The organism is Pelagivirga sediminicola, assembly GCF_003072125.1.
In the GTDB taxonomy this organism is placed as follows: Bacteria; Pseudomonadota; Alphaproteobacteria; order Rhodobacterales; family Rhodobacteraceae; genus Roseovarius; species Roseovarius sediminicola.
Window position 1 is genome coordinate 666,427 of record NZ_QCYH01000001.1, and the last position, 20,485, is coordinate 686,911.

Consider the following 20,485-nt stretch of genomic DNA (forward strand, 5'->3'; position numbering starts at 1 on the left):
AACCTCTTTGCCCCGCCGATCACTCCGGCGTCTGAGAGGCATATAGGGCCACCGCCGCCGCATTTGAGACGTTGAGCGACCCGAATGCGCCGAAATACGGAATTTTCACCAATTTGTCGCAGGTCTCGCGGGTTTTCGCGCGCAGGCCCGGCCCCTCGGCCCCCAGCACCAGCGCGACCGGACGGTCGCGTCGCCCCTCCAGGGCCTCGGCGATGGTCTGATCCGCCTCGCCATCAAGGCCCAACACGATATAACCCATCTTCTGCAGATCGCGGATCGCGTCGGACAGGTTACGCACCTGCTTGTAGGGTTGCCGCTCCAGCGCGCCGCTGGCGGTTTTCGCCAGTGCGCCGGTTTCGGGCGCGGAATGGTGGCGCGGGGCGATCACCGCCGAGGCGCCGAACACCTCGGCCGAGCGCAGGATCGCGCCCACGTTGTGCGGATCGGTCACGCGGTCCAGCAAGATCAGGCGCGGCGCACGGTCCCCGCCGCCCATCGCCAGCGTCTCCAGATCGCCCCAATCGAGCGGACGGACCTCCAGCGCGGCGCCCTGATGCACCGATCCGGGATCGAGCGGCGCGGTAAACTTGCGCGGATCGACCTCTTCGGGCGTCATGCCGGAGGCCGCGATCGCCTCCTCCAGCTTGTTGCGCGCATTGAGCGTCACGATCAGGCGCAGCTTTTCGCGGGCGGGGTTCATCAGCGCATCGCGCACCGCATGCAGCCCGAACAGCCACACGGTTTCAGCCGCCGCCACCTTCTTGGCCTGCTCCTTTTCCACCACCCATTTCGGTTTCTTCATGCTGCGTCCATCCCGTGGCTTTGGCCGTGCAAGATGCGCCGCAAGCCGCCCGCGCGCAAGCCGATTTCAGGGCAGGGTTTTTTGCGGTTGACGCTTGGCGGGCGCGCTAGTAATCAGCGGCGCACGTCCGGCGCTCACGCGCCCGGCGAAGTGGGCGACAGGCCGCAAGGTGTGGCAGGGGACTGTAACTCCCTCGCGGAGACGCACGCCAGGTTCGATTCCTGGGTCGCCCACCACTTCGCATCCCCCCTTGCTAAGTGGCGCGCAGATCCGACCGAATTGGCGGCATCTTTCCCTTCTGCCCGGACGCCCGGCGGCCTATAGTACCCCCAAAAAACGCCCGTCAAAGCAGGAACATCATGGCCACCCAAGCCGCACAGCGCCCCGATTTCAACGTGATGATCGTCGCTCAGGGCGGGCGCCTGCAATACGAGGCGCTGCTGTTCTGCCTCAGCCTGCGCACCTATAGCCCGGATTTCGGCGGCCGCCTCTTCGTGGCCGAGCCGCAGCCCGGCCCCCTGTGGCCGAATGATCCGCGCATCCAAGGGGCCGACACGCGCGCCATGCTGGAAGAGCTGGGCGCCGAGATCCTGCCCTTCGAGAGCCGCCATTTCGGCCATAGCTATCCCTACGGCAACAAGATCGAGGCGCTGGCCGCCCTGCCCGCGGATCAGCCCTTTGTCTTTTTCGATACCGACACGCTGATCACCGGCGATCTGGCCGCGGTGCCCTTCGATTTCGCGCGCCCCTCCGCGTCGCTGCGGCGCGAGGGGACCTGGCCGCGGCCCGAGCTTTACGGGCCGGGCTATGGCGACATCTGGAAGTCGCTTTATGACAAGTTCGGACTGGATTACGATACGTCGCTCGATCCGTCGCAGCCTGCCGAATACTGGAAGCGGCATCTCTATTTCAACGCCGGTTTTTTCTATTACCAGTGCCCGCACGTCTTTGGCGCGCGGTTTCTGGAGACTGCGCTTGCCATTCGCGATGACCCGCCCGATGCGCTGATCTGTCAGGAGCTTGATCCGTGGCTGGACCAGGTCGCCTTGCCGCTGGTCATCCATGCGCTCGGCGGCGGGCGGGATACCTTGCCCGCGGGATATCTGGACGGCGCCGTGAGCTGCCACTACCGCCTGCTGCCGCTGCTTTACGCCCGCGAGGACGATCACGTGGTCGAGGCGCTGCACCATATCACGGCAAACAACCGGGTAAAGAAGGTGCTGAAGGAATACGAGCCGATCAAGCGGATGGTCTATCAGGGGCGCGGCATGAAGGTGCGCGCGCTGTTCGACCAATCCGATCTGCCGCGCCGCGAGCAGGCGATCCGCAACACCATCAAACGCAACGGGTTCTGGATGCGGTAGCGTGCCAGCCCGGCGCGCCCCTCATAATCATCCTGCACCGCATGATCGTTGCCGAAACCGGCATCATCCCCTACACATTCGCGCAAATGCACATCCTGGAGGGACATTCCATGACACTCGGCTTTGACACATTGCAGGTCCACGCGGGCGCCAAGCCTGATCCGGCCACCGGCGCGCGCCAGATCCCGATCTATCAGACCACCGCCTATTGCTTTCGCGATGCGGACCACGCGGCCAAGCTCTTCAACCTGGAGGAGGTCGGCTTCATCTATTCGCGCCTGACCAATCCGACGGTTGCCGCGCTTCAGGACCGGATCGCGGCGCTGGAGGGCGGCGCGGGCGCCGTCTGCTGCTCGACGGGGCATGCGGCGCAGATCATGGCGCTGTTCCCGCTGATGGGTCCGGGGCAGAACGTGGTCGTCTCGACCCGGCTTTATGGTGGATCGATCACGCAGTTCAGCCAGACGATCAAGCGCTTTGGCTGGTCCGCGAAATTCGTCGATATCGACGATATGGACGCCATCGCGAATGCCATCGATGACGACACGCGCGCGGTGTTCTGCGAATCCATCGCCAACCCCGGCGGGCATATCGCCGATCTGCGCGCCATCGCGGATGTGACGGACAAGGCCGGTCTGCCGCTGATCGTCGACAACACCACCGCCACCCCCTATCTGTGCCGCCCGATCGAGCATGGGGCGACGCTGGTGGTTCATTCGATGACGAAATACCTGACCGGCAACGGCACGGTCATGGGCGGCGCCGTGGTCGATTCGGGCAAGTTCGACTGGTCCGCCTCAGACAAGTTCCCGTCGCTGTCCCAGCCCGAGCCGGCCTATCACGGCACGAAGTTTCACGAGACCTTCGGCCCGCTGGCCTTTACCTTCCACGGCATCGCCATCGGCCTGCGCGATCTGGGCATGACGCTGAACCCGCAGGCGGCGCATTACACGCTGATGGGGATCGAGACGCTGTCGCTGCGCATGGAGCGTCATTGCGGGAACGCCCAGAAGATCGCCGAATGGCTGGAGCGTCATGACGCCGTGTCCGCCGTGACCTATGCCGGCCTCGAAAGCTCGCCCTATAACGCGCGCATGGCCAAGGTCTGCCCCAAGGGCGCCAGCGGGCTGTTCACCGTCTCGCTGAAGGGCGGCTATGATGCCTGCGTCAAGTTCGTCGATGCGCTGGAGCTGTTCAGCCACGTGGCCAACCTTGGCGACACGCGCAGCCTGGTGATCCACCCCGCCTCCACCACCCACCGGCAGCTGACCGAAGAGCAGCAGAAGGCCGCGGGGTCGGGCCCCGAAGTCGTGCGCATCTCGATCGGGATCGAGACGGCCGATGACCTGATCGCCGATCTCGATCAGGCGCTGAAGAAAGCGGGCTAAGGAGTTTCTCGACATGTAAGGGTGGCGCGCGTTTCGCCTCTAGCTGATGGCTCGGGTTAAAGGCGAGGCGCTTTAGGACATCGCCAACACCCTTGCCAGACAGGGCGGCGCCGCCACGCGCCGCCCTTGTGCGTTTGCCAGCATCCAGCCCCGCCAGTGGGCTTTGGCTTTTCCTCGGCATGAACCTGCTATAGGATTGGCCAATGCGCGGCGATGACTCCCGCAGTAGATATTTGGGTGCTAAAGACATCTGATGAAACCGAATTTTGCACTGACTTTATCCGAAGACGGCGCCAGCCTGCTCTATCGCGGCGAGCAGGGCTGGACGCGTGTAGGGCGCGTTCCGTTCGATTCGGCCGATCTGGCCGCGGCCTTTGCCACCCTTCAGAGCCGCGCGCGCCGTCTGCCCGGCGATCCCGCCTGCAAGCTGGTGATCCCGAACGATCAGATCAAATACCTGTCGATCGAGGCCGAGGGCGATCCCGAAGCGGCGGTGCGCGCCGCGCTGGACGGCGCGACGCCCTATTCCGTGGACGAGCTGGAATATGACTGGACCGCGTCGGATGGCGTGATCCAGATTGCCGCCGTTGCGCTGGAAACGCTGTCCGAGGCCGAGACATTCGCGACCGAGCACGGCTTTGACGGCGTCAGCTTTGCCGCGATCCCGGAGAAAGGCGCTTTCCGAGGCGAGCCGTTTTTCGGCGTGACACGCCGCGCCGCCGAGATCCTGCCGGACGGCGCCATGGTCGCGCGGGACGACAAGCCGATTCGCGTCACTGGCGACGCAGAGATCCCCCCGGCGAAGCCTGCGCCTGCGCCCAAGCCTGCCGCGTCCGAGCGCGCCAAGGTGCCCGAGGAGCCGGCGGCCGGCAAAAGCGCGCCCGCCAAGGGTTCGGCAGATGCCCCTGACGCGCCGGTGGCCGGCGCCGCCACTCAGGCCGTTGCCGACGCGCCGCCCGCGCCCAGGAAAAGCAGCCCTGCCGCGCCGGACCCCGTCAAGCCCGCGCCCGCCAAACCTGCACCCGCCAGCACCGCATCCGCCAGCCCCCCCGCGCCGACCAAAGGCGCGCCGCCTGCGCCCGCTGAGCCCAAGGCGCCTGCGGCAGCAGCACACACGGCGGATCCGAAGACGCCCAAGGACAAGCCAAAGGCAGAAACCGCCGGGACCGGCATGTCCTTCAGCTCGATCCGGGCGACGCGCGGCGGCGATACCGGCCGCGCCACACCGCCCTTGGTGGGCGAGCCGCGCCTCAGCCGTCTTGGCGGCGCCGACACCGCCGCCACGGGCGCCGCGCCCTCGCTGCCCAGCCCCGGCAGCGATGAAGTCGCCGACCCCGCCCGTCTGGCCGAGCTTGCCGCCAGCCTGATGCCCGATCCCGAGGAGCGGCTGGACCGCGACGCCGCCGAAGAGGCGCGCGCCGATCCGGCCCCTGCCGAGAAAAGCCCCGGCTTGCTGGGCCGCCTCACCGCGCCGCGCCCGCCCAAGGACGCGCCGAAACGGCCACGCGGCGCCCCCTCGCCGCGCGAGGATGAGCGCCAGCGCATGACGGTGTTTGGCGCGCGCCAGAGCGAAGTGCGCGGCAAGCCGCGCTTTCTGGGCCTGATCCTGACGGCGCTGCTGCTGCTTTTCCTTGTCGGTGTCGCGGCCTGGGCGTCGATTTTCCTGGAGGACGGGCTGGCGCGGTTCTTTGGCAGCGGCGATGAGATCAGGCTGGCCGATGTGCCCGTCTCGGACGAGGCCGCGCCAGAGGAAACCGGGCAGGAGGATGCAGGCGTCGCGCCCCTGCCCGGCACCGAAGACCCGGTCGAAGGGGACGCCATCGCCGCCCTGCCCGGCGATCTGCAGCAGCCCGCCGAGCGGCAGGGCGCGCGGCCTGATGTCGAGGCGCTGCCGGATCTGCCGGCGCCGCTGGCCCCCAGCGAGGCATTGGCGCGCTATGCTGCGACCGGCATCTGGCAGATGGCGCCCACATCCCCCGAAATTCCCAGCGCCGGCGCGCCGCTGGACGATCTTTATGCAGTCTCCGTCGATCCCGGCCTCAGCCTTGGCGATCCGGAGGATTTGCCCCGCCGCACACCCGACGCCCGCGACACCCGCCCCGAAACGCCGATCGATCCGCCCCCGGCCGGCACCCGATACGAATTCGACGATCGCGGCTTCGTGCGTGCCTCGCCGCAGGGCACGGTGACGCCGCAGGGCGTGCGCATCGTCGCGGGCCGCCCGCCGATGACGCCGCCCAAGGAGATGGCGCAATCGGTCACCGTCACCACCACCCCCTCCACCGCCGAGCCTGAACTGCCCGCCGGTGCCAGCTTTGTCGGCGATCCGGCGCTTGCCGATATCCGCCCGCGCCTGCGCCCGCAGAGCATTGTCGCAGATGGTGTCGAGCCATCCCAACCGGCGCCCGAAACCCGCGAGGACGGCGAGAATACCGCGACGGACGGCGCCGAGGAGACGCGCATCACCGAGGCGGCAGGCGCCGCGTCCCTGGCCGCGCTGCGCCCGCAACTGCGCCCGGCCCGGATGAGCGCCGCCGCGGCCACGCTGCAAAGCGCGCAGGGCGAGGCCGCCGCACCGCTTGTCGATGGCGCGTCGCTGACCCGTGCGCTGACCGTAGCGACCACCGCCGCCGCGACCGACCCCGAAGAGGAGGCCGACGGAGGCGGCGGCGATTTTGCGGACGCGACCGAGCAGGCCGTGACCGCATCGCTGACGCCGCTGCGCAGGCCCGGCGATTTCGGCGAGCGTGTCCAGCGCACCCGCGAACGCGCTGCAGCGCAGCCCGTTCCAACGGCGCAGCGTATGCAACCCGCGATCCCCTCCAGCGCGTCGGTCGCCCAACAGGCGACCCAGAAAAACGCCATCAAGCTGCGGCAAGTCAATCTGATCGGCGTCTATGGCAGCTCGGCCAGCCGGCGGGCGCTGGTGCGTCTGGGCAATGGCCGCTACCAGAAGGTCAAGGTCGGCGATGCGCTGGACGGCGGACAGGTGGCGGCCATCGGCGACAGCGAGCTGCGCTATATCAAGCGCGGCAAGAACGTGGTGTTGCGCATACCGCAGGGCTGATGCGAGGGCGCAGCGCGCGCAAATCGTCTGCGCTGCCGGCATGATCATCCGTTGATACATTCAGATCTGCCACTATGCTTGTCATTCCAGATTTCGGGCCTTGCGTCCGCCCGCCCCCGCCCTGCCGCCCGCCGATTTGAAGGATCACCCATAGATGCAAGGCTTTCTCTACCAGGCCTCGATCTACCTTGCCGCTGCCGTGATCGCCGTGCCCATCGCCGCCCGGCTGGGGCTGGGATCGGTGCTGGGATACCTGATGGCGGGTATCCTGATCGGGCCGGCGCTTGGCCTTGTCGGCCAGGAAACCGCCGAGCTTCAGCATTTCGCCGAATTCGGCGTCGTGATGATGCTGTTCCTCATCGGCCTCGAACTGGAGCCGCGGGCGCTGTGGGACATGCGTCATCGCCTGCTGGGTCTGGGGGGCCTGCAGGTGGTGCTGACCACGCTGGTCATCATGGCCGGGGTGATGCTGCTGGGCCATACATGGAGCGTGGGGCTCGCCGTGGGCCTGATCTTTGCGCTGTCTTCGACCGCCATCGTGCTGCAAACGCTTTCGGAAAAGGGCCTGATGCAGACCAAGGGCGGCAGATCGGCGTTTTCGGTGCTGCTGACGCAGGACATCGCGGTCATTCCGATGCTGGCGCTCTTGCCGCTCCTGGCGATGTCGGGCGGGCGCTCGCGCGTGCTGGAGGCGACGGACCCGGCCGAGCCGGGGCTGATCGACACCCCCGGCAGCCATGGCGAGGCGGGCATGTCGCTGGTCGCGGGCCTGCCGGGCTGGGGCGTCACGCTGGTCACGCTGGCCGCGGTCGGCGCAATCATCCTGACCGGCATCTACCTCACGCGCCCGGTCTTTCGCTATATCCACGTGGCGCGCCTGCGCGAGATGTATACCGCGCTGGCGCTGCTTATCGTCTGCGGCATCAGCTTCGTGATGTATCTGGTGGGGCTGTCGCCCGCCCTTGGCGCATTCCTTGCCGGGGTGGTTCTGGCCAACAGCGAATTCCGCCACGAGCTGGAAAGCGATATCGAGCCGTTCAAGGGCCTGCTTCTGGGCCTGTTTTTCATCACCGTCGGCGCCGGCATCAATTTCAACCTGCTTTTCGGCTCGCCCTTCCTCGTGCTGGGCCTCGCGCTGGCGATCATCGTGGCCAAGGGCGCGGTGCTTTACCTTCTGGGCCGCATGTTCGAGCTGCGCGGGCGCGATCTGTGGCTGTTCACGCTGTCGCTGGCGCAGGCCGGGGAATTCGGCTTCGTGCTGATCTCGTTTTCGGGCCAACAGAACGTGGTGCCGGGCGACATGACCGAAATGCTGCTGCTGATCGTCGCGATGTCGATGATGATCACGCCGCTGTTGTTCATCTTCTACGACTGGTTGTCGAACCGGATGGAAGAGGCGGGCGAGGCTCTGGAGCATGACGACGTGGACGAGCAGGCCCGCATCATCATCGTCGGCATCGGCCGGTTCGGCCAAGTGGTGAACCGGCTGGTGCGGTCCTCGGGCTATGAAACGGTGGTGCTGGATCACGATCTGGCGGCGATCCAGCGGATGCGCCGGTTCGGCGTCAAGGGGTTCTTCGGCGATCCGACCCGCCCCGAAATGCTGCATGCGGCGGGCCTCAAGGATGCCAAGATTCTGGTTGCGGCGCTGGACGATCCGGACGCAGCCGTGCGCCTTGTGACATTCGCCCGGCGCGAGCAGCCCGATCTGCACATCATCGCGCGGGCGCGCGACCGCACGCAGGTCTTTCGCCTGTTTCAGGCCGGCGCCAACGATATCGTGCGCGAGATGTTCGATTCGTCCCTGCGCGCCGGGCGCTACGTGCTGGAAAACATGGGCGTTGGCGAGTTCGAGGCCGCCGAGCTGCAGCAGACCTTCTATCGTCATGACCGCCATTCCGTGCGCGAATTGGCGGCGCTGTGGGATCCCGATATCCCGACGGTCGAAAATGCGGCCTACATCGCGCGCGCCCGCGAGCTGGAGGAAGAGCTTGAGACGATGCTGCTGTCCCAGCTTGAGGAATCCGGCGACGACGACCGCCAGAGCGCCTGAGGCCCGCTCAGCCGCCCGTCACGCCGGCCTCGGCAAAGGTTGCCATGCCGCTATGGCAGGCCAGCGCCCCCTGCACGATCGGGATCGCCAGCGCCGCGCCTGACCCTTCGCCAAGGCGCATCCCGAGGTCCAGCAGCGGCGCCTTGTCCAGCCTTGCCAGCGCCAGGACATGCCCCGGCTCGGCGCTGACATGCCCCGCGATGCAATGATCGAGCGCGCCGGGCTGATGCGCCTCAAGGCAGGCCGCCGCCGCGGTGCAGATGAACCCGTCCAGGATGACCGGAACGCGCAGGTGCCGCGCCCGCAGGATCGCGCCCGCAATCGCCGCCAGCTCGCGCCCGCCCAGACAGCGCAGAACCTCAAGCGGCTGGTCGAGGATGCCCGCGTGGCAGCGCGCCCCGTCGGCCACCACCCGCGCCTTGACCGCCAGCCCCGTGGCATCGATGCCCGTTCCCGTGCCGGTCCAGTCGCCCGCCTGCCCGCCCCATAGCGCGTGGGCGATGGCCGAGGCGGCGGTCGTGTTGCCGATGCCCATCTCGCCGGTCACGAGCAGATCCGCGCCGGGATCGACCGCGTCCCAGCCCGCGCGCAGCGCCGCCAGAAACGCCGCGCGGTCCATCGCGGGCGCCTCGGTGAAATCGGCCGTCGGATGGTCCAGATCCAGCGCATGCACGTCCATTCGCGCGCCAAATTGCTCGGCAAGCTGGTTCACAGCCGCCCCGCCTGCGCGGAAATTGGCCACCATCTGCGCCGTCACTTCGGGTGGAAAGGCCGAAACGCCCTGCGCCGTGACGCCGTGATTGCCCGCGAACACGATGACCTGCGGGGCCGTCACCCGCGCGCGCGGATCCCCGCGCCAGCCGCAATACCAGCGCGCGATCTGCTCCAGGCGGCCCAGAGCGCCGGGCGGTTTCGTCAGATCCAGATCGCGCGCCTCTGCCGCCGCCAGCGTGGCAGGATCGGGCGCGGGAAGGTCTTGCAGAAGGGCCGCGACATCGTCCAGCGTTTCAAACTCACCCGGCACGTCATCCCCCGTTTGCAAATGAGCGTCATGGGGGTATATGCCCTCAAGACACCGCCGCCGCATCCCCAAAAGGCCAGTTTCCATGCGAAAAAACGACGCTCCCGCCCTTGGCGACATCCCTGCCGCGCTGGGATTGCTGACCCGCCTGCCCGCCTTCGGCGCCGCGCCGCGCGGCGCTGTGGCGGCATGGGCCTATCCGCTGGCCGGAATGGTCATCGGCCTGATCGCGGGCTGTGCCGGGTTGATCACGCTCTGGGCGGGCCTGCCCGCGCCCCTGGCGGCGCTGGTCACGCTGACCACACAGATCGCGCTGACCGGCGCCATGCATGAGGATGGTCTGGCGGACAGTGTCGACGGGCTTTGGGGCGGCTGGACCCGCGCGCGGCGGCTGGAGATCATGAAGGACAGCCATATCGGCGCGTTCGGCGTGATCGCATTGATCCTGTCGCTCTCGGCCCGCTGGGCGGCGCTGTGGCTGCTGTTCCAGCATGGGAATGCGCTGGCCGCGATCATCGTCGCGGCGGCATTGTCGCGCGCCGCCTTGCCCGCGCTGATGCGGGCACTGCCCCATGCGCGCGGCGCGGGCCTGTCGCACGGGGTGGGCCGTCCGGCCTGGCGGATCGTCGGCTGGGCGGTAGGCGTGGCCGCGATCGCCGCGGTGGTCCTGCTGGGCTGGTCGGGGATCGGCGCTATCCTCTGGGCGCTGATCGCCACCATCGCCGTCGGCTGGATCGCGCAGGCGAAGATCGGCGGTCAGACGGGTGATATCCTGGGCGCCGCGCAGCAAGTGGCCGAGATTGCAGTGCTGCTGTCCATCATCGCCTGAAGCCCGAGAAAAAGGCCGCACCCTCAACAGGATACGGCCCCCGGTTAAATTGCCACGCGATCAGGCCGCGCGCGAGATCAGCACATCGCCAACCTGCTTGGCGGCCTGCACCTCGTCGTCGCCGCTGACAGCGGCCACTTCGCGCGTCAGACGCTCCAGCGCGGCCTCGTAAAGCTGGCGCTCCGAATAGCTCTGCTCGCGCTGGTCGTCGGTGCGGTGCAGATCGCGCACGACCTCGGCGATGGCGATCAGATCGCCCGAGTTGATCTTTTGCTCGTATTCCTGCGCGCGGCGCGACCACATGGCCTTTTTCGCCTTGGCCTTGCCCTTGAGCGTGGTCATCGCCTTGGTCACGGTGTCCGGGCTGGACAGCGAGCGCATGCCGATCTCCGTCGCCTTGTGGGTGGGCACGCGCAGCGTCATCTTGTCCTTCTCGAAGGAGATGACGAACAGCTCCAGCTCGATCCCGGCGATTTCCTGGCTTTCGATCGACACGATCCGGCCCACCCCATGCGCGGGATAGACAACGAAATCATTGGGGCTGAATTCGGCTTTTCTGGACTTGCTCATTGCTTTTCCTTTCCCCGGCCCGAATGCCTGAAACAACGCGGCATTGCCCCGGCTCAAGGCCGGTGGCGATCTGTCGCGGTGTCGTGACACAAAACCACCCATTCCCAAGCGGTGGCAGGGGAAAATGGGCAGCGGGCATGGCGTTACATTCCTGCGCAGCATACCATAAAACAGGCCCTTCTGGAAGGCCGCTCGCACAAGGGCGCAAATCGCTCGCCTTTGCCAATGTTACATGAGCAATTTGGCGCGCCGCGCCCCATCGGGCGGCGGCGTCACCCCCGAATCAGCGCCGTCAGCTGCCCTTGCCGGGCGCCTCGGAAAAGTATTTCTCAAGCTTGCCGGGCTCACCATCACGTTCCTGCGCCTCTGGCAACTCGTCGATCTTGGCGACGATCACAGGCCACATTTCCGAGTATTTGCGGTTGAACTCGACCCAGCCTTCCATGTCCGGCTCGGTGTCGGGGCGGATCGCGTCGGCGGGGCATTCCGGCTCGCAGACGCCGCAATCAATGCACTCGTCGGGATGGATGACCAGCATGTTTTCGCCCTCGTAAAAACAATCGACCGGACATACCTCGACGCAGTCGGTGTATTTGCAGGCGATGCAGTTATCGGTGACGATATAGGTCATGTCAGCCTCTCGAATGGTTGCGCGAGACTTAATCCACCCCCCCGGATCATTCAAGCGCATCGGCCACATTGCGGTCCAGTTTGCGGCGGTCGCGCTTCGTCGGCCTGCCTTTGCCCTCGAACCGCGGAGCCTGCGCAACGAACGTCGTGTCCTGCGGCTCCGGCGGCGGCGTCAGATCGTCATAAAGCGCCTGCGCCTCGGGCGCGGGGCCGCGCCGCGTGCCGATGGCGACGATGCGCACCACCCGAACCACGCGCGATTGCGGGAATGTCAGCACATCCCCCGGCCGCACCAGTTGCGATGCCTTGCCCGCGCGGTTGCTGTTCACACGCAGGTGCCCGCCCTTGACCACGGCAGCGGCCAGCCCGCGTGTCTTGAAGAACCGCGCCTGCCAAAGCCACTTGTCTAGGCGGATTTTCTCCACCTCGTCAACGACTTGGGGCGCGGTCTTCACTTGTCGTTCTTGAGGCCCATGAGGGCCGCGGCGAACGGATTGTCCGGATCGATCCTGTCCTTTTTGGGCGCGGGCCCGGCGCTGTGGCTTTTTGCCCCGGCCTGCTTGGCTCCGCGATCCTTGCCGCCGCGCTCGCCCTGGGGTTTGCCCTTGCCCTTGGCCCGCGGCTTGCCGCGCCCTTCAGCGGGCTTGCCACGGCCCTGCCCCTCGCCGCCGCGTCCATCGGCCGCAGGGGACCGGCGCGCGCGACCGGCCCAGGTGAAGACATAATAGACCTCCGGCTCGGTCGAGGGGGCGATCGGATCGGCGGGCGTGCCGGGCGCAACCTCGGTTTCGCTCATTTCCGGGATTTCAGCGGGGATCTCCGCCTCAGGCTCGGGTGTCTCGGCGATCGGCGCCATGCCTTCGGCCTCGATCTGGTCAACCACATCTTCGACGGTCTCCGGCGGGGTCTCCTGACCGGGCGCCTCATCCATGATCTGATCGGTGGGCTTGATCTTGACCCGCTCGCCGCGCTCGGCCTTGTAGCCAAGGCCCGTCATCAGATCCGCGAACTGCTCCAGCGTCATGCCGGTGATCGACAGCATGTCTGCCTTGGCCTCGAATCCGCTGCGGCTGTCCTCGGCGCGCAGCATGTCGGCCAGACGCTCCAGCATGTCGATGCGGATCGCGCGCGCACCGGCGGCGCGGTAGCCTGCCATCGTGTAATAACCCTGCGGCATCCGCGCGGCGGGCACCGTGACCAGACCGGGCGGCGGTGCCTCGGGGAAATCGTCCATGCCGTTCGCCAGCGCCCACAAAACAAGGCGCAGCCGCGTCGCGGCAGGCTTCAGCAGAAGCGGCATGAAGATGGTGAACTGTCCAAAGCGCACGCCATGTTTGCGCAGCGCGCCGCGCGCGTCCTGCTCCAGCGATTTGACCTCATCGGCGACATCGCCGCGGGGGATGATGCCCATCGTCTCGACCAGACGAAAACCGAAGCCGCGCGCAAGGCCGGTCAGCGTTTCGTCCCGGCCGATGTTGAGCAGCGGCTCGAACAGGGTCGCGATCTTGCGGTCGATGAAATGCTGCAAACGCCGCTCGACCTTCTGGGCCACATCGGCGCCCGCCTCGTCATCGACGAAGGCCTTGACGCCGGGCTTGAGCGGATCGGAGCCCGCCACCAGCTTGCCCACCGCGTCCTTGCCCCACATGAGGCCGCCTTGTTCGGTAAAATCGATCTCGGTGTCGGGCGCGTTGTAGAAACGGTCCGCGCGCAGGTTGAAATGCGGAGCCAGGGCCGACACGCTGGCCTGTGACAGCGTCTTGGCCTCCTGCCCGCTCGCGGCCTTGTCCTGAACAAAGCGGAACCCGTCAAGACGGCCGACGAATTCGCCGTCTACCGTCACTTCACCTGTGTCGTTAACCTCTGCCACGATGGCTTCCTTCTGCTTGAGCCGGCGCAGGAGCACGGATGTGCGCCGATCCACAAATCTCTGCGTCAGCGCCCCATGCAGCGCGTCCGACAACCGGTCTTCTACAGCGCGCGTCGCCCCGCGCCAATGCGTTTCGTCATCCACCCAGCCATTTCGCTGGGCGACATATGTCCATGTGCGGATAAACGCCAGACGTTTGGACAACGTATCAATGTCGCCATCGGTTCGATCGATGCGCTTGATTTGTCGCGCCAGCCAATCGTCGGGGATGCGGCCCAGCTCGTGCAGGTCGCAAAATATCGTCTCGAGAAGGTTCGCGTGCTCGGCATGGCTGATCCCGCGAAAATCGGGGATGCGGCACACATCCCAGAGCAGTTTGACCGCCGCGCCGCCGGTGGCGCGGGCGCGCACGTCGGGCGCCGCGGCAAGCGTGCGCAGGGCCGTCAGATCGTCGGCATCCCCGGCGCGGACCAGCAAATCATGGGTCGGTTTTTGCTCCAATGATGCGATCAAGGCGCCCGTCGTGCCCATCTGAAGCGCGGGATTGCGCCATTCCAACTTGCGGATGGGGGCAAAGCGATGCTCCATGATCGCCTCGGCCACGTCGGGCGACAGCTCGGGCGCCTCGCCGGTGACGCCGAACGTGCCGTGGCTCATCCCCCGCCCCGCGCGCCCGGCGATCTGGGCCAGCTCGTTGGGCATCAACTGGCGCATGCGGCGGCCGTCGAACTTGGTCAGCGACGAGAACGCGACATGGTCGATATCGAGGTTGAGCCCCATGCCGATGGCGTCCGTCGCCACCAGGTAATCCACGTCGCCGTTCTGATAGAGATCGACCTGCGCATTGCGGGTGCGCGGGGAAAGCGCACCCATGACGACCGCCGCGCCGCCCTTCTGCCGCCGGAGCACCTCGGCGATGGCATATACATTATCAACCGAAAACCCGACAATGGCGCTGCGCGCGGGCATCTTGCTTATCTTTTTCGGACCTGAATAGATAAGCTGAGACATTCTTTGCCGCGGAACGAACTCCACGCCCGGCACCAGCGCCGCGATCGGGCCCTTCATTGTCGCCGCGCCCAGAAACTGCGTCTCGCGCAGGCCACGCATCCGCAAAAGACGGTCGGTAAAGACATGACCGCGCTCGGGATCGGCGCAAAGCTGAATCTCATCAATGGCCACGAAATCGGCGCCGATGCCTTCGGGCATCGCCTCGACGGTGCAGACCCAGTATTTGACGCGCGGCGGCACGATGCGCTCCTCGCCCGTGACCAGCGCCACCACCGACGGGCCGCGCGCGCGCACGATCTTGTCATAGACCTCGCGCGCCAGCAGACGCAGCGGAAGGCCGATGATTCCGGTCCGGTAGCCCAGCATCCTCTCGATCGCAAAATGCGTCTTGCCGGTGTTGGTAGGGCCCAGAACCCCAAGGATCCGTGGCTGATCGGCCATAAGCCAAGTCTCCTGAAATCGGTTGGTTGCGCGTCAGAGATCCGTTCCGCGGACCTCGGCCTTCAGACGCTCCAGCGCAAGGGTCACGTCATCAAAATGCGGATGGATAGCGGCAACCTGCGCATAGGCTTCGGCCGCCAGATCAGGCTGGCCGACTTCCTCCAGCAGCGCGCCGAGGCTGTAGATCGCGGCGAAATTGCGCGGATCCAGCGCCAGACTGCGCTCCAGATCGTCCATCGCGGGGCCCATCAGCCCGGCGCGCGCATAGGCGACCGACCGCGCGTGCCAGCCTTCGGCAAAGTCCGGCGCATGATCGGTCAGCGCGCCCAACAGCTCCAGCGCCAGCGCCGTGTCGCCCTGCATCATGGCATCGCGGCCGCGCTTGAGCAGCAGGTTCATCGCGGGCGAGCCGGAATTGGACAGGCGCAGCATGATATCCTCGCCCAGCCGCGTCGCATCGGGCGCGGGGGCATTGCGCAGCGCCTCGAACATCTCGTCGAGCTTTGCATCCTGCGCAAACACGGGCGCAGCCCACGCCAACGCCGCCGCGCAGGCCACAAGCAATGGATTGAGATTGGATCGTTGAGCGCCCATAACAGACCAAGTCTAGCGCCCCGCGCAGGAAAGCACAGCCCCAGCCGGGATCAAATTTGAAAGGCCCGCCCATGAGCGACAAATTGAACGAGGCCGCCTCAGCCCTGACCGCGCGGTTGAAGGGCGCGGTTTTGGGCGGGACGGCGAAATTCGTGGTCCCCGGCGAGGGCGCGGTGATGGTCGACAGCACCGGCGCGCGGCCCGGCGACGATTCGGCCGATGTCGTGCTGACCGCCAGCGCCGAGACGTTCCAAGCGCTCGTCGACGGCTCCATGGACCCGTCGGCCGCCTTCATGTCCGGCAAGCTGGAGATCGACGGCGACATGGCGCTTGCGATCGAACTGGCCGGTGCGCTCGGCGGATGATGGACGCGCCGTTTTTCTCGGACATTGCGCGCGGCCCGCCCGGCGGGCGCGCCTACTGGCGGCAGGCCGGCGACGATCTGCGCGTCAGGATCGGGCACTGGCCGCTGAAGGGCGCGAAGGGCACGGTGATCCTGCTGCCCGGACGGACAGAATTCATCGAGAAATACGGCCATACGGCCGCCGATCTTGGCGCGCGCGCCTATGGGACGCTGACCATCGACTGGCGCGGTCAGGGCCTGTCTGATCGCATGTCGGATGACGCGATGTCGGGCCATGTGGACCGTTTTGGCGATTATCAGGACGATCTGGCGGCGTTGATGGCCGCGGCGCAGGCGCTCGATCTGCCGCGTCCCTGGCATCTTCTGGCCCATTCCATGGGCGGATGCATCGGGCTGCGCGGCGCGATGGAGGGGCTGCCGGTGGCCAGTTGCGCCTTTACCGCGCCGATGTGGGGCATCGAGATGAAGGCGTTGCTGCGCCCCGTCGCCTGGTCGCTCAGCTGGGCGAGCCGTCATGTCGGGCTGGGCCACGTCTATGCACCCGGCACCGTGCGCGGCAACTACCTGCTGTCCGAGCCGTTCGAGACCAATGCGCTGACGCGCGACGCGGACATGCACGCGCATATGATCGCCCAGCTTCGCGCACATCCCGAACTGGCCATTGGCGGGCCCAGCCTGCGCTGGCTGTTCGAGGCGTTGCGGGAATGCCGCGCCCTTGCCCGCGCGCCGTCGCCGGAACTGCCTTGCCTGACGATCGTCGGCAGCGACGAGGATATCGTCAGCATCGCGCAGATCGAGGACCGCATCGCGCGCTGGCCGGGCGCCCGGCTGAAGGTGTTGGAGGGCGCCCGGCACGAGGTGTTGATGGACACCCCGCAGACGCGGCAGGATGTCACCGACATGCTGGCCGCGTTCTGGAACGGGGCCTGAGCGTTCAGGCGTCGCGCCGCACCTCCTGCCGCTGGGTGCCCAGACCGCTGATTGCCAGCGACATCACATCGCCCTCGCGCAGGAAGCGCGGCGGTTTCATCCCCATGCCCACGCCCGGCGGCGTGCCGGTGGCGATGACGTCGCCCGGATGCAGCGTCATCATCTGGCTGAGATAGGAGATGATGAACGCCGCGCTGAACACCATCGAGGCGGTATTGCCGCGCTGCGCGGGCTTGCCATTCAGATCCAGCACAAGGTCCAGCGTCTGCGGATCGCCCGTCTCGTCCGGCGTGACCAGCCAGGGACCGATGGGACCGAAACTGTCGCAGCTCTTGCCCTTGGTCCACTGGCCCTTGCGCTCGGTCTGCAAATGGCGCTCGGACACGTCGTTGACGATGGTATAGCCCGCCACGTGATCCAGCGCCTCGGCCTCGGTCACGTATTTCGCGGGGCGTCCGATGACGACGCCCAGCTCGACCTCCCAATCGGATTTCTCGGACCCGCGCGGCAGATAGACCGGATCGTTCGGCCCGATGATGGACGATGTCGCCTTCATGAAGACGATGGGTTCGGGCGGCGGGGTCAGCCCCGCCTCGGCGGCATGGTCGGAATAATTCAGCCCGATCCCGATCAGCTTGCCCACGCGGCCCACCGGCGGGCCGAGCCGCGGCGCGCCCGGCACCTCGGGCAAGGTTGCGGGATCCACCTGCGGCAGCGCCGTCAGCACATCGCCCGCAATATCAGCCACTTCGCCCGACAGATCGCGCAGCCGCCCGTCGCCGTCCAGAACGCCGGGTTTTTCCGCTCCGGCCTCGCCATATCTTACAAACCGCATCGCACGCTCCTTTTGACATCGCCCGCAGACTATCCACATCGGCCCCTCGCGCAAGAGGCTGGTCAAGCATCACTCGCGATCTATCCTTGCATCATGGTCCTCCAGTTCAAACCCCAGGGCATTTATTGCCCCGCAGGCGATTTCCATATCGATCCGTGGCGCCCGGTGGACCGCGCGCTGATCACCCACGGCCATGCCGATCACGCGCGGCCCGGCCACCGGCGCTACCTTGCCACCGATATCGCGGGGCCGGTCATGCGCCACCGCCTGGGCGAGATTGACCTCGATTCGATAAGATATGGTGAAGAACGCCGGATCGGCGGCGCCACGGTGTCGTTTCATCCCGCCGGACACATTCCGGGCTCGGCGCAGGTCCGGGTCGAGGTGGGGGGCGAAATCTGGGTGGTGTCCGGCGATTACAAAACGGTGCCCGACGCGCTCTCGACGCCGTTCGAGCCCGTGAAGTGCCATTCCTTCATCACCGAATGCACCTTTGGCCTGCCGGTCTTCACCTGGCCGTCCGAAACGGATGCGGCGCGCGAGATCAACGCGTGGTGGGCGGCCAATGCCGCCGCCGGACGCTTCAGCCTGCTTGGCGCCTATTCGCTGGGCAAGGCGCAGCGGGTGATGTCGCTGCTCGACGCGGATATTGCGCCGATCCTGACGCATGGCGCGGTCGAGAACACCAATGACATCCTGCGCGCCCAAGGGTTCGATCTGCCCCGAACGCTGCACGTCACCCCCGATCTGAAGCCCAAGGACCATCCCGGCGCCATGGTCATCGCCCCGCCCGGCGCGCTGGGGAGCGAATGGGCGCGCCGGTTTCGCCCCGCCTCGACGGGATTTGCCAGCGGCTGGATGCGGATGCGGGGCGTGCGCAGACGGCGCAGCGTGGATCGCGGGTTTGTCGTGTCGGACCATGCGGACTGGGCCGGGCTGAACGTCGCGATCAAGGCGACTGGCGCGGAAAACATATATGCCACGCATGGTTACACCGATATCTTCGCGCGATGGCTCAGGAGTGAGGGCTATAATGCCGAGGCGCTGAAAACCGAATTCACGGGCGAGGCGCTGGACGCGGAGGGCGCGGAATGAAACGCTTTACCGCGCTTTATGCGGCGATTGACCAGACCACCAAGACCAGCGCCAAGGTCGCCGCCCTCGCCGCCTATTTCGAGGCCGCGCCCGAGGCGGACCGCCTGTGGACCATCGCGCTGTTTTCCGGCCGCCGCCCGCGCCGCGCGATCACCACGACCAAGCTGCGCGTCTGGGCGGCCGAGCGCGCGGGCATCCCTCTGTGGCTTTTCGAGGAAAGCTATCCCATCGTCGGCGATCTGGCCGAAACCATCGCGCTGGTTCTGCCCCCGCCCGGCCGCAGCCACGAGCGCAGCCTGACGGGCTGGATCGCCTACTTGCGCGCCCTCGATGGCGCCGAGGAGGAGGCGCGCCGCGCCGCCGTTCTGGACGCATGGGACCAGATGGACGCGGCCGAAAGGCTGGTCTTCAACAAGCTGCTCACAGGCGGCTTTCGCGTCGGGATCAGCCGCAAGCTGATGACCCGTGCCCTCGGCCTCGCCACCGGGCAGGACGAGGCGGCGCTGGCCCATCGCCTGATGGGTGACTGGACGCCGGACAGCACCACCTACCGTCAACTGATCGAGGCGCCCGATGCCGAGGCGGCGCAGTCGCGGCCCTATCCCTTTTGCCTCGCCTACGGAATTGAGGAGGGTCCGGCGACGCTGGGCGCGCCCGAAAACTGGCGGGCGGAGTGGAAATGGGACGGCATCCGCGCGCAGGTCATCGCCCGTGGCGGCGCGCATTTCGTCTGGTCGCGCGGCGAGGAGCTGATGACCGATCGCTTCCCAGAATTCGCCCACGCGGCGGATTTCCTGCCCGGCGGCACCGTTCTGGACGGCGAGATCGTCGCATGGGACGGCGCCGCGCCCCTGCCCTTCAACGATCTGCAAAAGCGGATCGGACGCAAGAGCGTGCCGAAAACGCTGCTGAAAAGCGCGCCGGTCATCCTGCTGGCCTATGATCTGCTTGAGGAAAACGGCGAGGATCTGCGCGCGCTGCCCTTCGCCGAGCGGCGCGCGCGCATGGATGCGCTGATGGGCGCGCTGCCCAAGGACGCGCCTATTCGCCCCTCGCCGCTGATTGGCTTTGACGAGTGGGAGGCGCTGGCCGAGATCCGCAGCACGGCGCGGGATATGCGCGCCGAGGGTGTCATGCTGAAATCCGCCGCCAGCCCCTATCATGCGGGCCGCAAAAAGGGCGATTGGTGGAAATGGAAGCTGGATCCGCTGACGATCGATGCGGTGATGATCTATGCGCAGCAGGGGTCGGGACGGCGTGCGAACCTCTTTACCGATTTCACCTTTGCCGTCTGGAACGGGAACTATCTGGTCCCCTTCGCCAAGGCCTATTCCGGCCTGACCGACGCTGAATTCCGCCAGATCACCGCATGGGTGCGCCGCAACACGCAGGAGCGGTTCGGCCCGGTCCGGCAGGTCAAGCCCGAGCATGTCTTCGAGATCGCGTTCGAGGGGATCGCCCCCTCGCCCCGCCACAAATCCGGCGTCGCGCTGCGCTTTCCGCGCATGAAACGCTGGCGCCATGACAAGCCGCTGCAGGAGGCGGCCAGCCTCGACGATCTGCACGAAATGCTGCGCCAATTCGGCTGATCTGCGCGCCGCCCTTGAGCGTTCGCTGCACG

General features: G+C 66.9%; 17 protein-coding genes and 1 tRNA gene. 10 read left to right on the plus strand and 8 right to left on the minus strand.

Annotated elements, in window-relative coordinates:
- Positions 1 to 19 precede the first annotated feature (19 nt).
- On the minus strand, positions 20 to 802 hold the full coding sequence (gene rlmB / locus DC366_RS03135) for a 23S rRNA (guanosine(2251)-2'-O)-methyltransferase RlmB (protein ID WP_108690678.1): 783 nt from the start codon (positions 800 to 802) through the stop codon (positions 20 to 22).
- A gap of 152 nt (positions 803 to 954) precedes the next feature.
- Between rlmB and DC366_RS19805 the strand changes: the two genes are divergently transcribed.
- From DC366_RS19805 to DC366_RS03155, 5 genes are all read left to right on the plus strand, one after another.
- Positions 955 to 1,038, plus strand: a tRNA-Tyr gene (locus DC366_RS19805).
- A gap of 123 nt (positions 1,039 to 1,161) precedes the next feature.
- A complete protein-coding gene (locus DC366_RS03140) occupies positions 1,162 to 2,166 on the plus strand; it encodes a GT-B fold glycosyltransferase domain-containing protein (protein WP_108690679.1) in 1,005 nt (334 codons plus the stop codon).
- A gap of 110 nt (positions 2,167 to 2,276) precedes the next feature.
- A complete protein-coding gene (locus DC366_RS03145) occupies positions 2,277 to 3,554 on the plus strand; it encodes an O-acetylhomoserine aminocarboxypropyltransferase/cysteine synthase family protein (protein WP_108690853.1) in 1,278 nt (425 codons plus the stop codon).
- Between the two features lie 253 nt (positions 3,555 to 3,807).
- A complete protein-coding gene (locus DC366_RS03150; protein ID WP_108690680.1) occupies positions 3,808 to 6,621 on the plus strand; it encodes a hypothetical protein in 2,814 nt (937 codons plus the stop codon).
- Positions 6,622 to 6,775: 154 nt separating this feature from the next.
- The gene (locus DC366_RS03155; RefSeq protein ID WP_108690681.1) at positions 6,776 to 8,674 is read left to right on the plus strand and encodes a monovalent cation:proton antiporter-2 (CPA2) family protein; all 1,899 of its coding nucleotides are present in this window, start codon (positions 6,776 to 6,778) and stop codon (positions 8,672 to 8,674) included.
- 7 nt (positions 8,675 to 8,681) lie between these two features.
- Here DC366_RS03155 and cobT read toward each other — a convergent pair whose 3' ends face one another.
- Positions 8,682 to 9,698: a nicotinate-nucleotide--dimethylbenzimidazole phosphoribosyltransferase gene (gene cobT, locus DC366_RS03160; protein ID WP_243405016.1), complete on the minus strand. Its 1,017-nt coding sequence runs from the start codon at positions 9,696 to 9,698 to the stop codon at positions 8,682 to 8,684.
- A gap of 82 nt (positions 9,699 to 9,780) precedes the next feature.
- Here cobT and cobS point away from each other — a divergent pair, with 82 nt between their 5' ends.
- Entirely contained in the window at positions 9,781 to 10,524 is a 744-nt protein-coding gene (cobS, locus tag DC366_RS03165) for an adenosylcobinamide-GDP ribazoletransferase (protein WP_108690682.1), read from the plus strand.
- A gap of 60 nt (positions 10,525 to 10,584) precedes the next feature.
- Here the strand turns inward: cobS and DC366_RS03170 are convergent, their stop codons facing one another.
- The 5 genes from DC366_RS03170 to DC366_RS03190 all read right to left on the minus strand — a co-directional run bounded on the left by DC366_RS03170 (position 10,585) and on the right by DC366_RS03190 (position 15,568).
- On the minus strand, positions 10,585 to 11,094 hold the full coding sequence (locus tag DC366_RS03170) for a CarD family transcriptional regulator (RefSeq protein WP_108690683.1): 510 nt from the start codon (positions 11,092 to 11,094) through the stop codon (positions 10,585 to 10,587).
- Positions 11,095 to 11,386: 292 nt separating this feature from the next.
- Complete coding sequence (gene fdxA / locus DC366_RS03175; RefSeq protein ID WP_108690684.1) at positions 11,387 to 11,725, minus strand: ferredoxin FdxA; 339 nt, start codon at positions 11,723 to 11,725, stop codon at positions 11,387 to 11,389.
- A gap of 46 nt (positions 11,726 to 11,771) precedes the next feature.
- Positions 11,772 to 12,179: an RNA-binding S4 domain-containing protein gene (locus tag DC366_RS03180; protein WP_243405017.1), complete on the minus strand. Its 408-nt coding sequence runs from the start codon at positions 12,177 to 12,179 to the stop codon at positions 11,772 to 11,774.
- The gene (locus DC366_RS03185) at positions 12,176 to 15,046 is read right to left on the minus strand and encodes a helicase-related protein (RefSeq protein ID WP_108690685.1); all 2,871 of its coding nucleotides are present in this window, start codon (positions 15,044 to 15,046) and stop codon (positions 12,176 to 12,178) included. Before DC366_RS03185 ends, DC366_RS03180 begins: the two co-directional genes overlap by 4 nt.
- 33 nt (positions 15,047 to 15,079) lie before the next feature.
- Positions 15,080 to 15,568 carry a tetratricopeptide repeat protein gene (locus DC366_RS03190; protein ID WP_243405018.1) on the minus strand — a complete coding sequence of 163 codons (489 nt, stop codon included), beginning with the start codon at positions 15,566 to 15,568 and terminating at the stop codon, positions 15,080 to 15,082.
- Positions 15,569 to 15,711: 143 nt separating this feature from the next.
- Here DC366_RS03190 and DC366_RS03195 point away from each other — a divergent pair, with 143 nt between their 5' ends.
- Together DC366_RS03195 and DC366_RS03200 are read left to right on the plus strand one after the other, a co-directional pair.
- Positions 15,712 to 16,005, plus strand: a complete 294-nt coding sequence (locus tag DC366_RS03195) for an SCP2 sterol-binding domain-containing protein (RefSeq protein WP_108690686.1) — start codon at positions 15,712 to 15,714, stop codon at positions 16,003 to 16,005.
- Positions 16,002 to 16,934, plus strand: coding sequence for an alpha/beta fold hydrolase (locus DC366_RS03200; protein ID WP_108690687.1), 933 nt, complete (start codon positions 16,002 to 16,004; stop codon positions 16,932 to 16,934). The genes DC366_RS03195 and DC366_RS03200 overlap by 4 nt, the downstream gene beginning before the upstream one ends.
- 4 nt (positions 16,935 to 16,938) lie before the next feature.
- On the opposite strand, the gene DC366_RS03205 is transcribed toward DC366_RS03200, so the two are convergent.
- Positions 16,939 to 17,769 (minus strand): fumarylacetoacetate hydrolase family protein, encoded by an 831-nt coding sequence (locus DC366_RS03205; RefSeq protein WP_108690688.1) that lies wholly within the window; start codon positions 17,767 to 17,769, stop codon positions 16,939 to 16,941.
- 93 nt (positions 17,770 to 17,862) lie between these two features.
- Here DC366_RS03205 and DC366_RS03210 point away from each other — a divergent pair, with 93 nt between their 5' ends.
- Together DC366_RS03210 and DC366_RS03215 are read left to right on the plus strand one after the other, a co-directional pair.
- Positions 17,863 to 18,864, plus strand: coding sequence for a ligase-associated DNA damage response exonuclease (locus DC366_RS03210; protein ID WP_108690689.1), 1,002 nt, complete (start codon positions 17,863 to 17,865; stop codon positions 18,862 to 18,864).
- A complete protein-coding gene (locus DC366_RS03215) occupies positions 18,861 to 20,453 on the plus strand; it encodes an ATP-dependent DNA ligase (RefSeq protein WP_108690690.1) in 1,593 nt (530 codons plus the stop codon). Before DC366_RS03210 ends, DC366_RS03215 begins: the two co-directional genes overlap by 4 nt.
- The last annotated feature ends 32 nt before the right edge of the window (positions 20,454 to 20,485 follow it).

Bases quoted from the DNA above. Each gene is read 5' to 3' on its own strand.
- rlmB (WP_108690678.1), bottom strand. From the start codon at position 802: ATGAAGAAACCGAAATGGGTGGTGGAAAAGGAGCAGGCCAAGAAGGTG.
- DC366_RS03140 (WP_108690679.1), top strand. From the start codon at position 1,162: ATGGCCACCCAAGCCGCACAGCGCCCCGATTTCAACGTGATGATCGTC.
- DC366_RS03145 (WP_108690853.1), top strand. From the start codon at position 2,277: ATGACACTCGGCTTTGACACATTGCAGGTCCACGCGGGCGCCAAGCCT.
- DC366_RS03150 (WP_108690680.1), top strand. From the start codon at position 3,808: ATGAAACCGAATTTTGCACTGACTTTATCCGAAGACGGCGCCAGCCTG.
- DC366_RS03155 (WP_108690681.1), top strand. From the start codon at position 6,776: ATGCAAGGCTTTCTCTACCAGGCCTCGATCTACCTTGCCGCTGCCGTG.
- cobS (WP_108690682.1), top strand. From the start codon at position 9,781: ATGCGAAAAAACGACGCTCCCGCCCTTGGCGACATCCCTGCCGCGCTG.
- DC366_RS03170 (WP_108690683.1), bottom strand. From the start codon at position 11,094: ATGAGCAAGTCCAGAAAAGCCGAATTCAGCCCCAATGATTTCGTTGTC.
- fdxA (WP_108690684.1), bottom strand. From the start codon at position 11,725: ATGACCTATATCGTCACCGATAACTGCATCGCCTGCAAATACACCGAC.
- DC366_RS03185 (WP_108690685.1), bottom strand. From the start codon at position 15,046: ATGGCCGATCAGCCACGGATCCTTGGGGTTCTGGGCCCTACCAACACC.
- DC366_RS03195 (WP_108690686.1), top strand. From the start codon at position 15,712: ATGAGCGACAAATTGAACGAGGCCGCCTCAGCCCTGACCGCGCGGTTG.
- DC366_RS03200 (WP_108690687.1), top strand. From the start codon at position 16,002: ATGATGGACGCGCCGTTTTTCTCGGACATTGCGCGCGGCCCGCCCGGC.
- DC366_RS03205 (WP_108690688.1), bottom strand. From the start codon at position 17,769: ATGCGGTTTGTAAGATATGGCGAGGCCGGAGCGGAAAAACCCGGCGTT.
- DC366_RS03210 (WP_108690689.1), top strand. From the start codon at position 17,863: ATGGTCCTCCAGTTCAAACCCCAGGGCATTTATTGCCCCGCAGGCGAT.
- DC366_RS03215 (WP_108690690.1), top strand. From the start codon at position 18,861: ATGAAACGCTTTACCGCGCTTTATGCGGCGATTGACCAGACCACCAAG.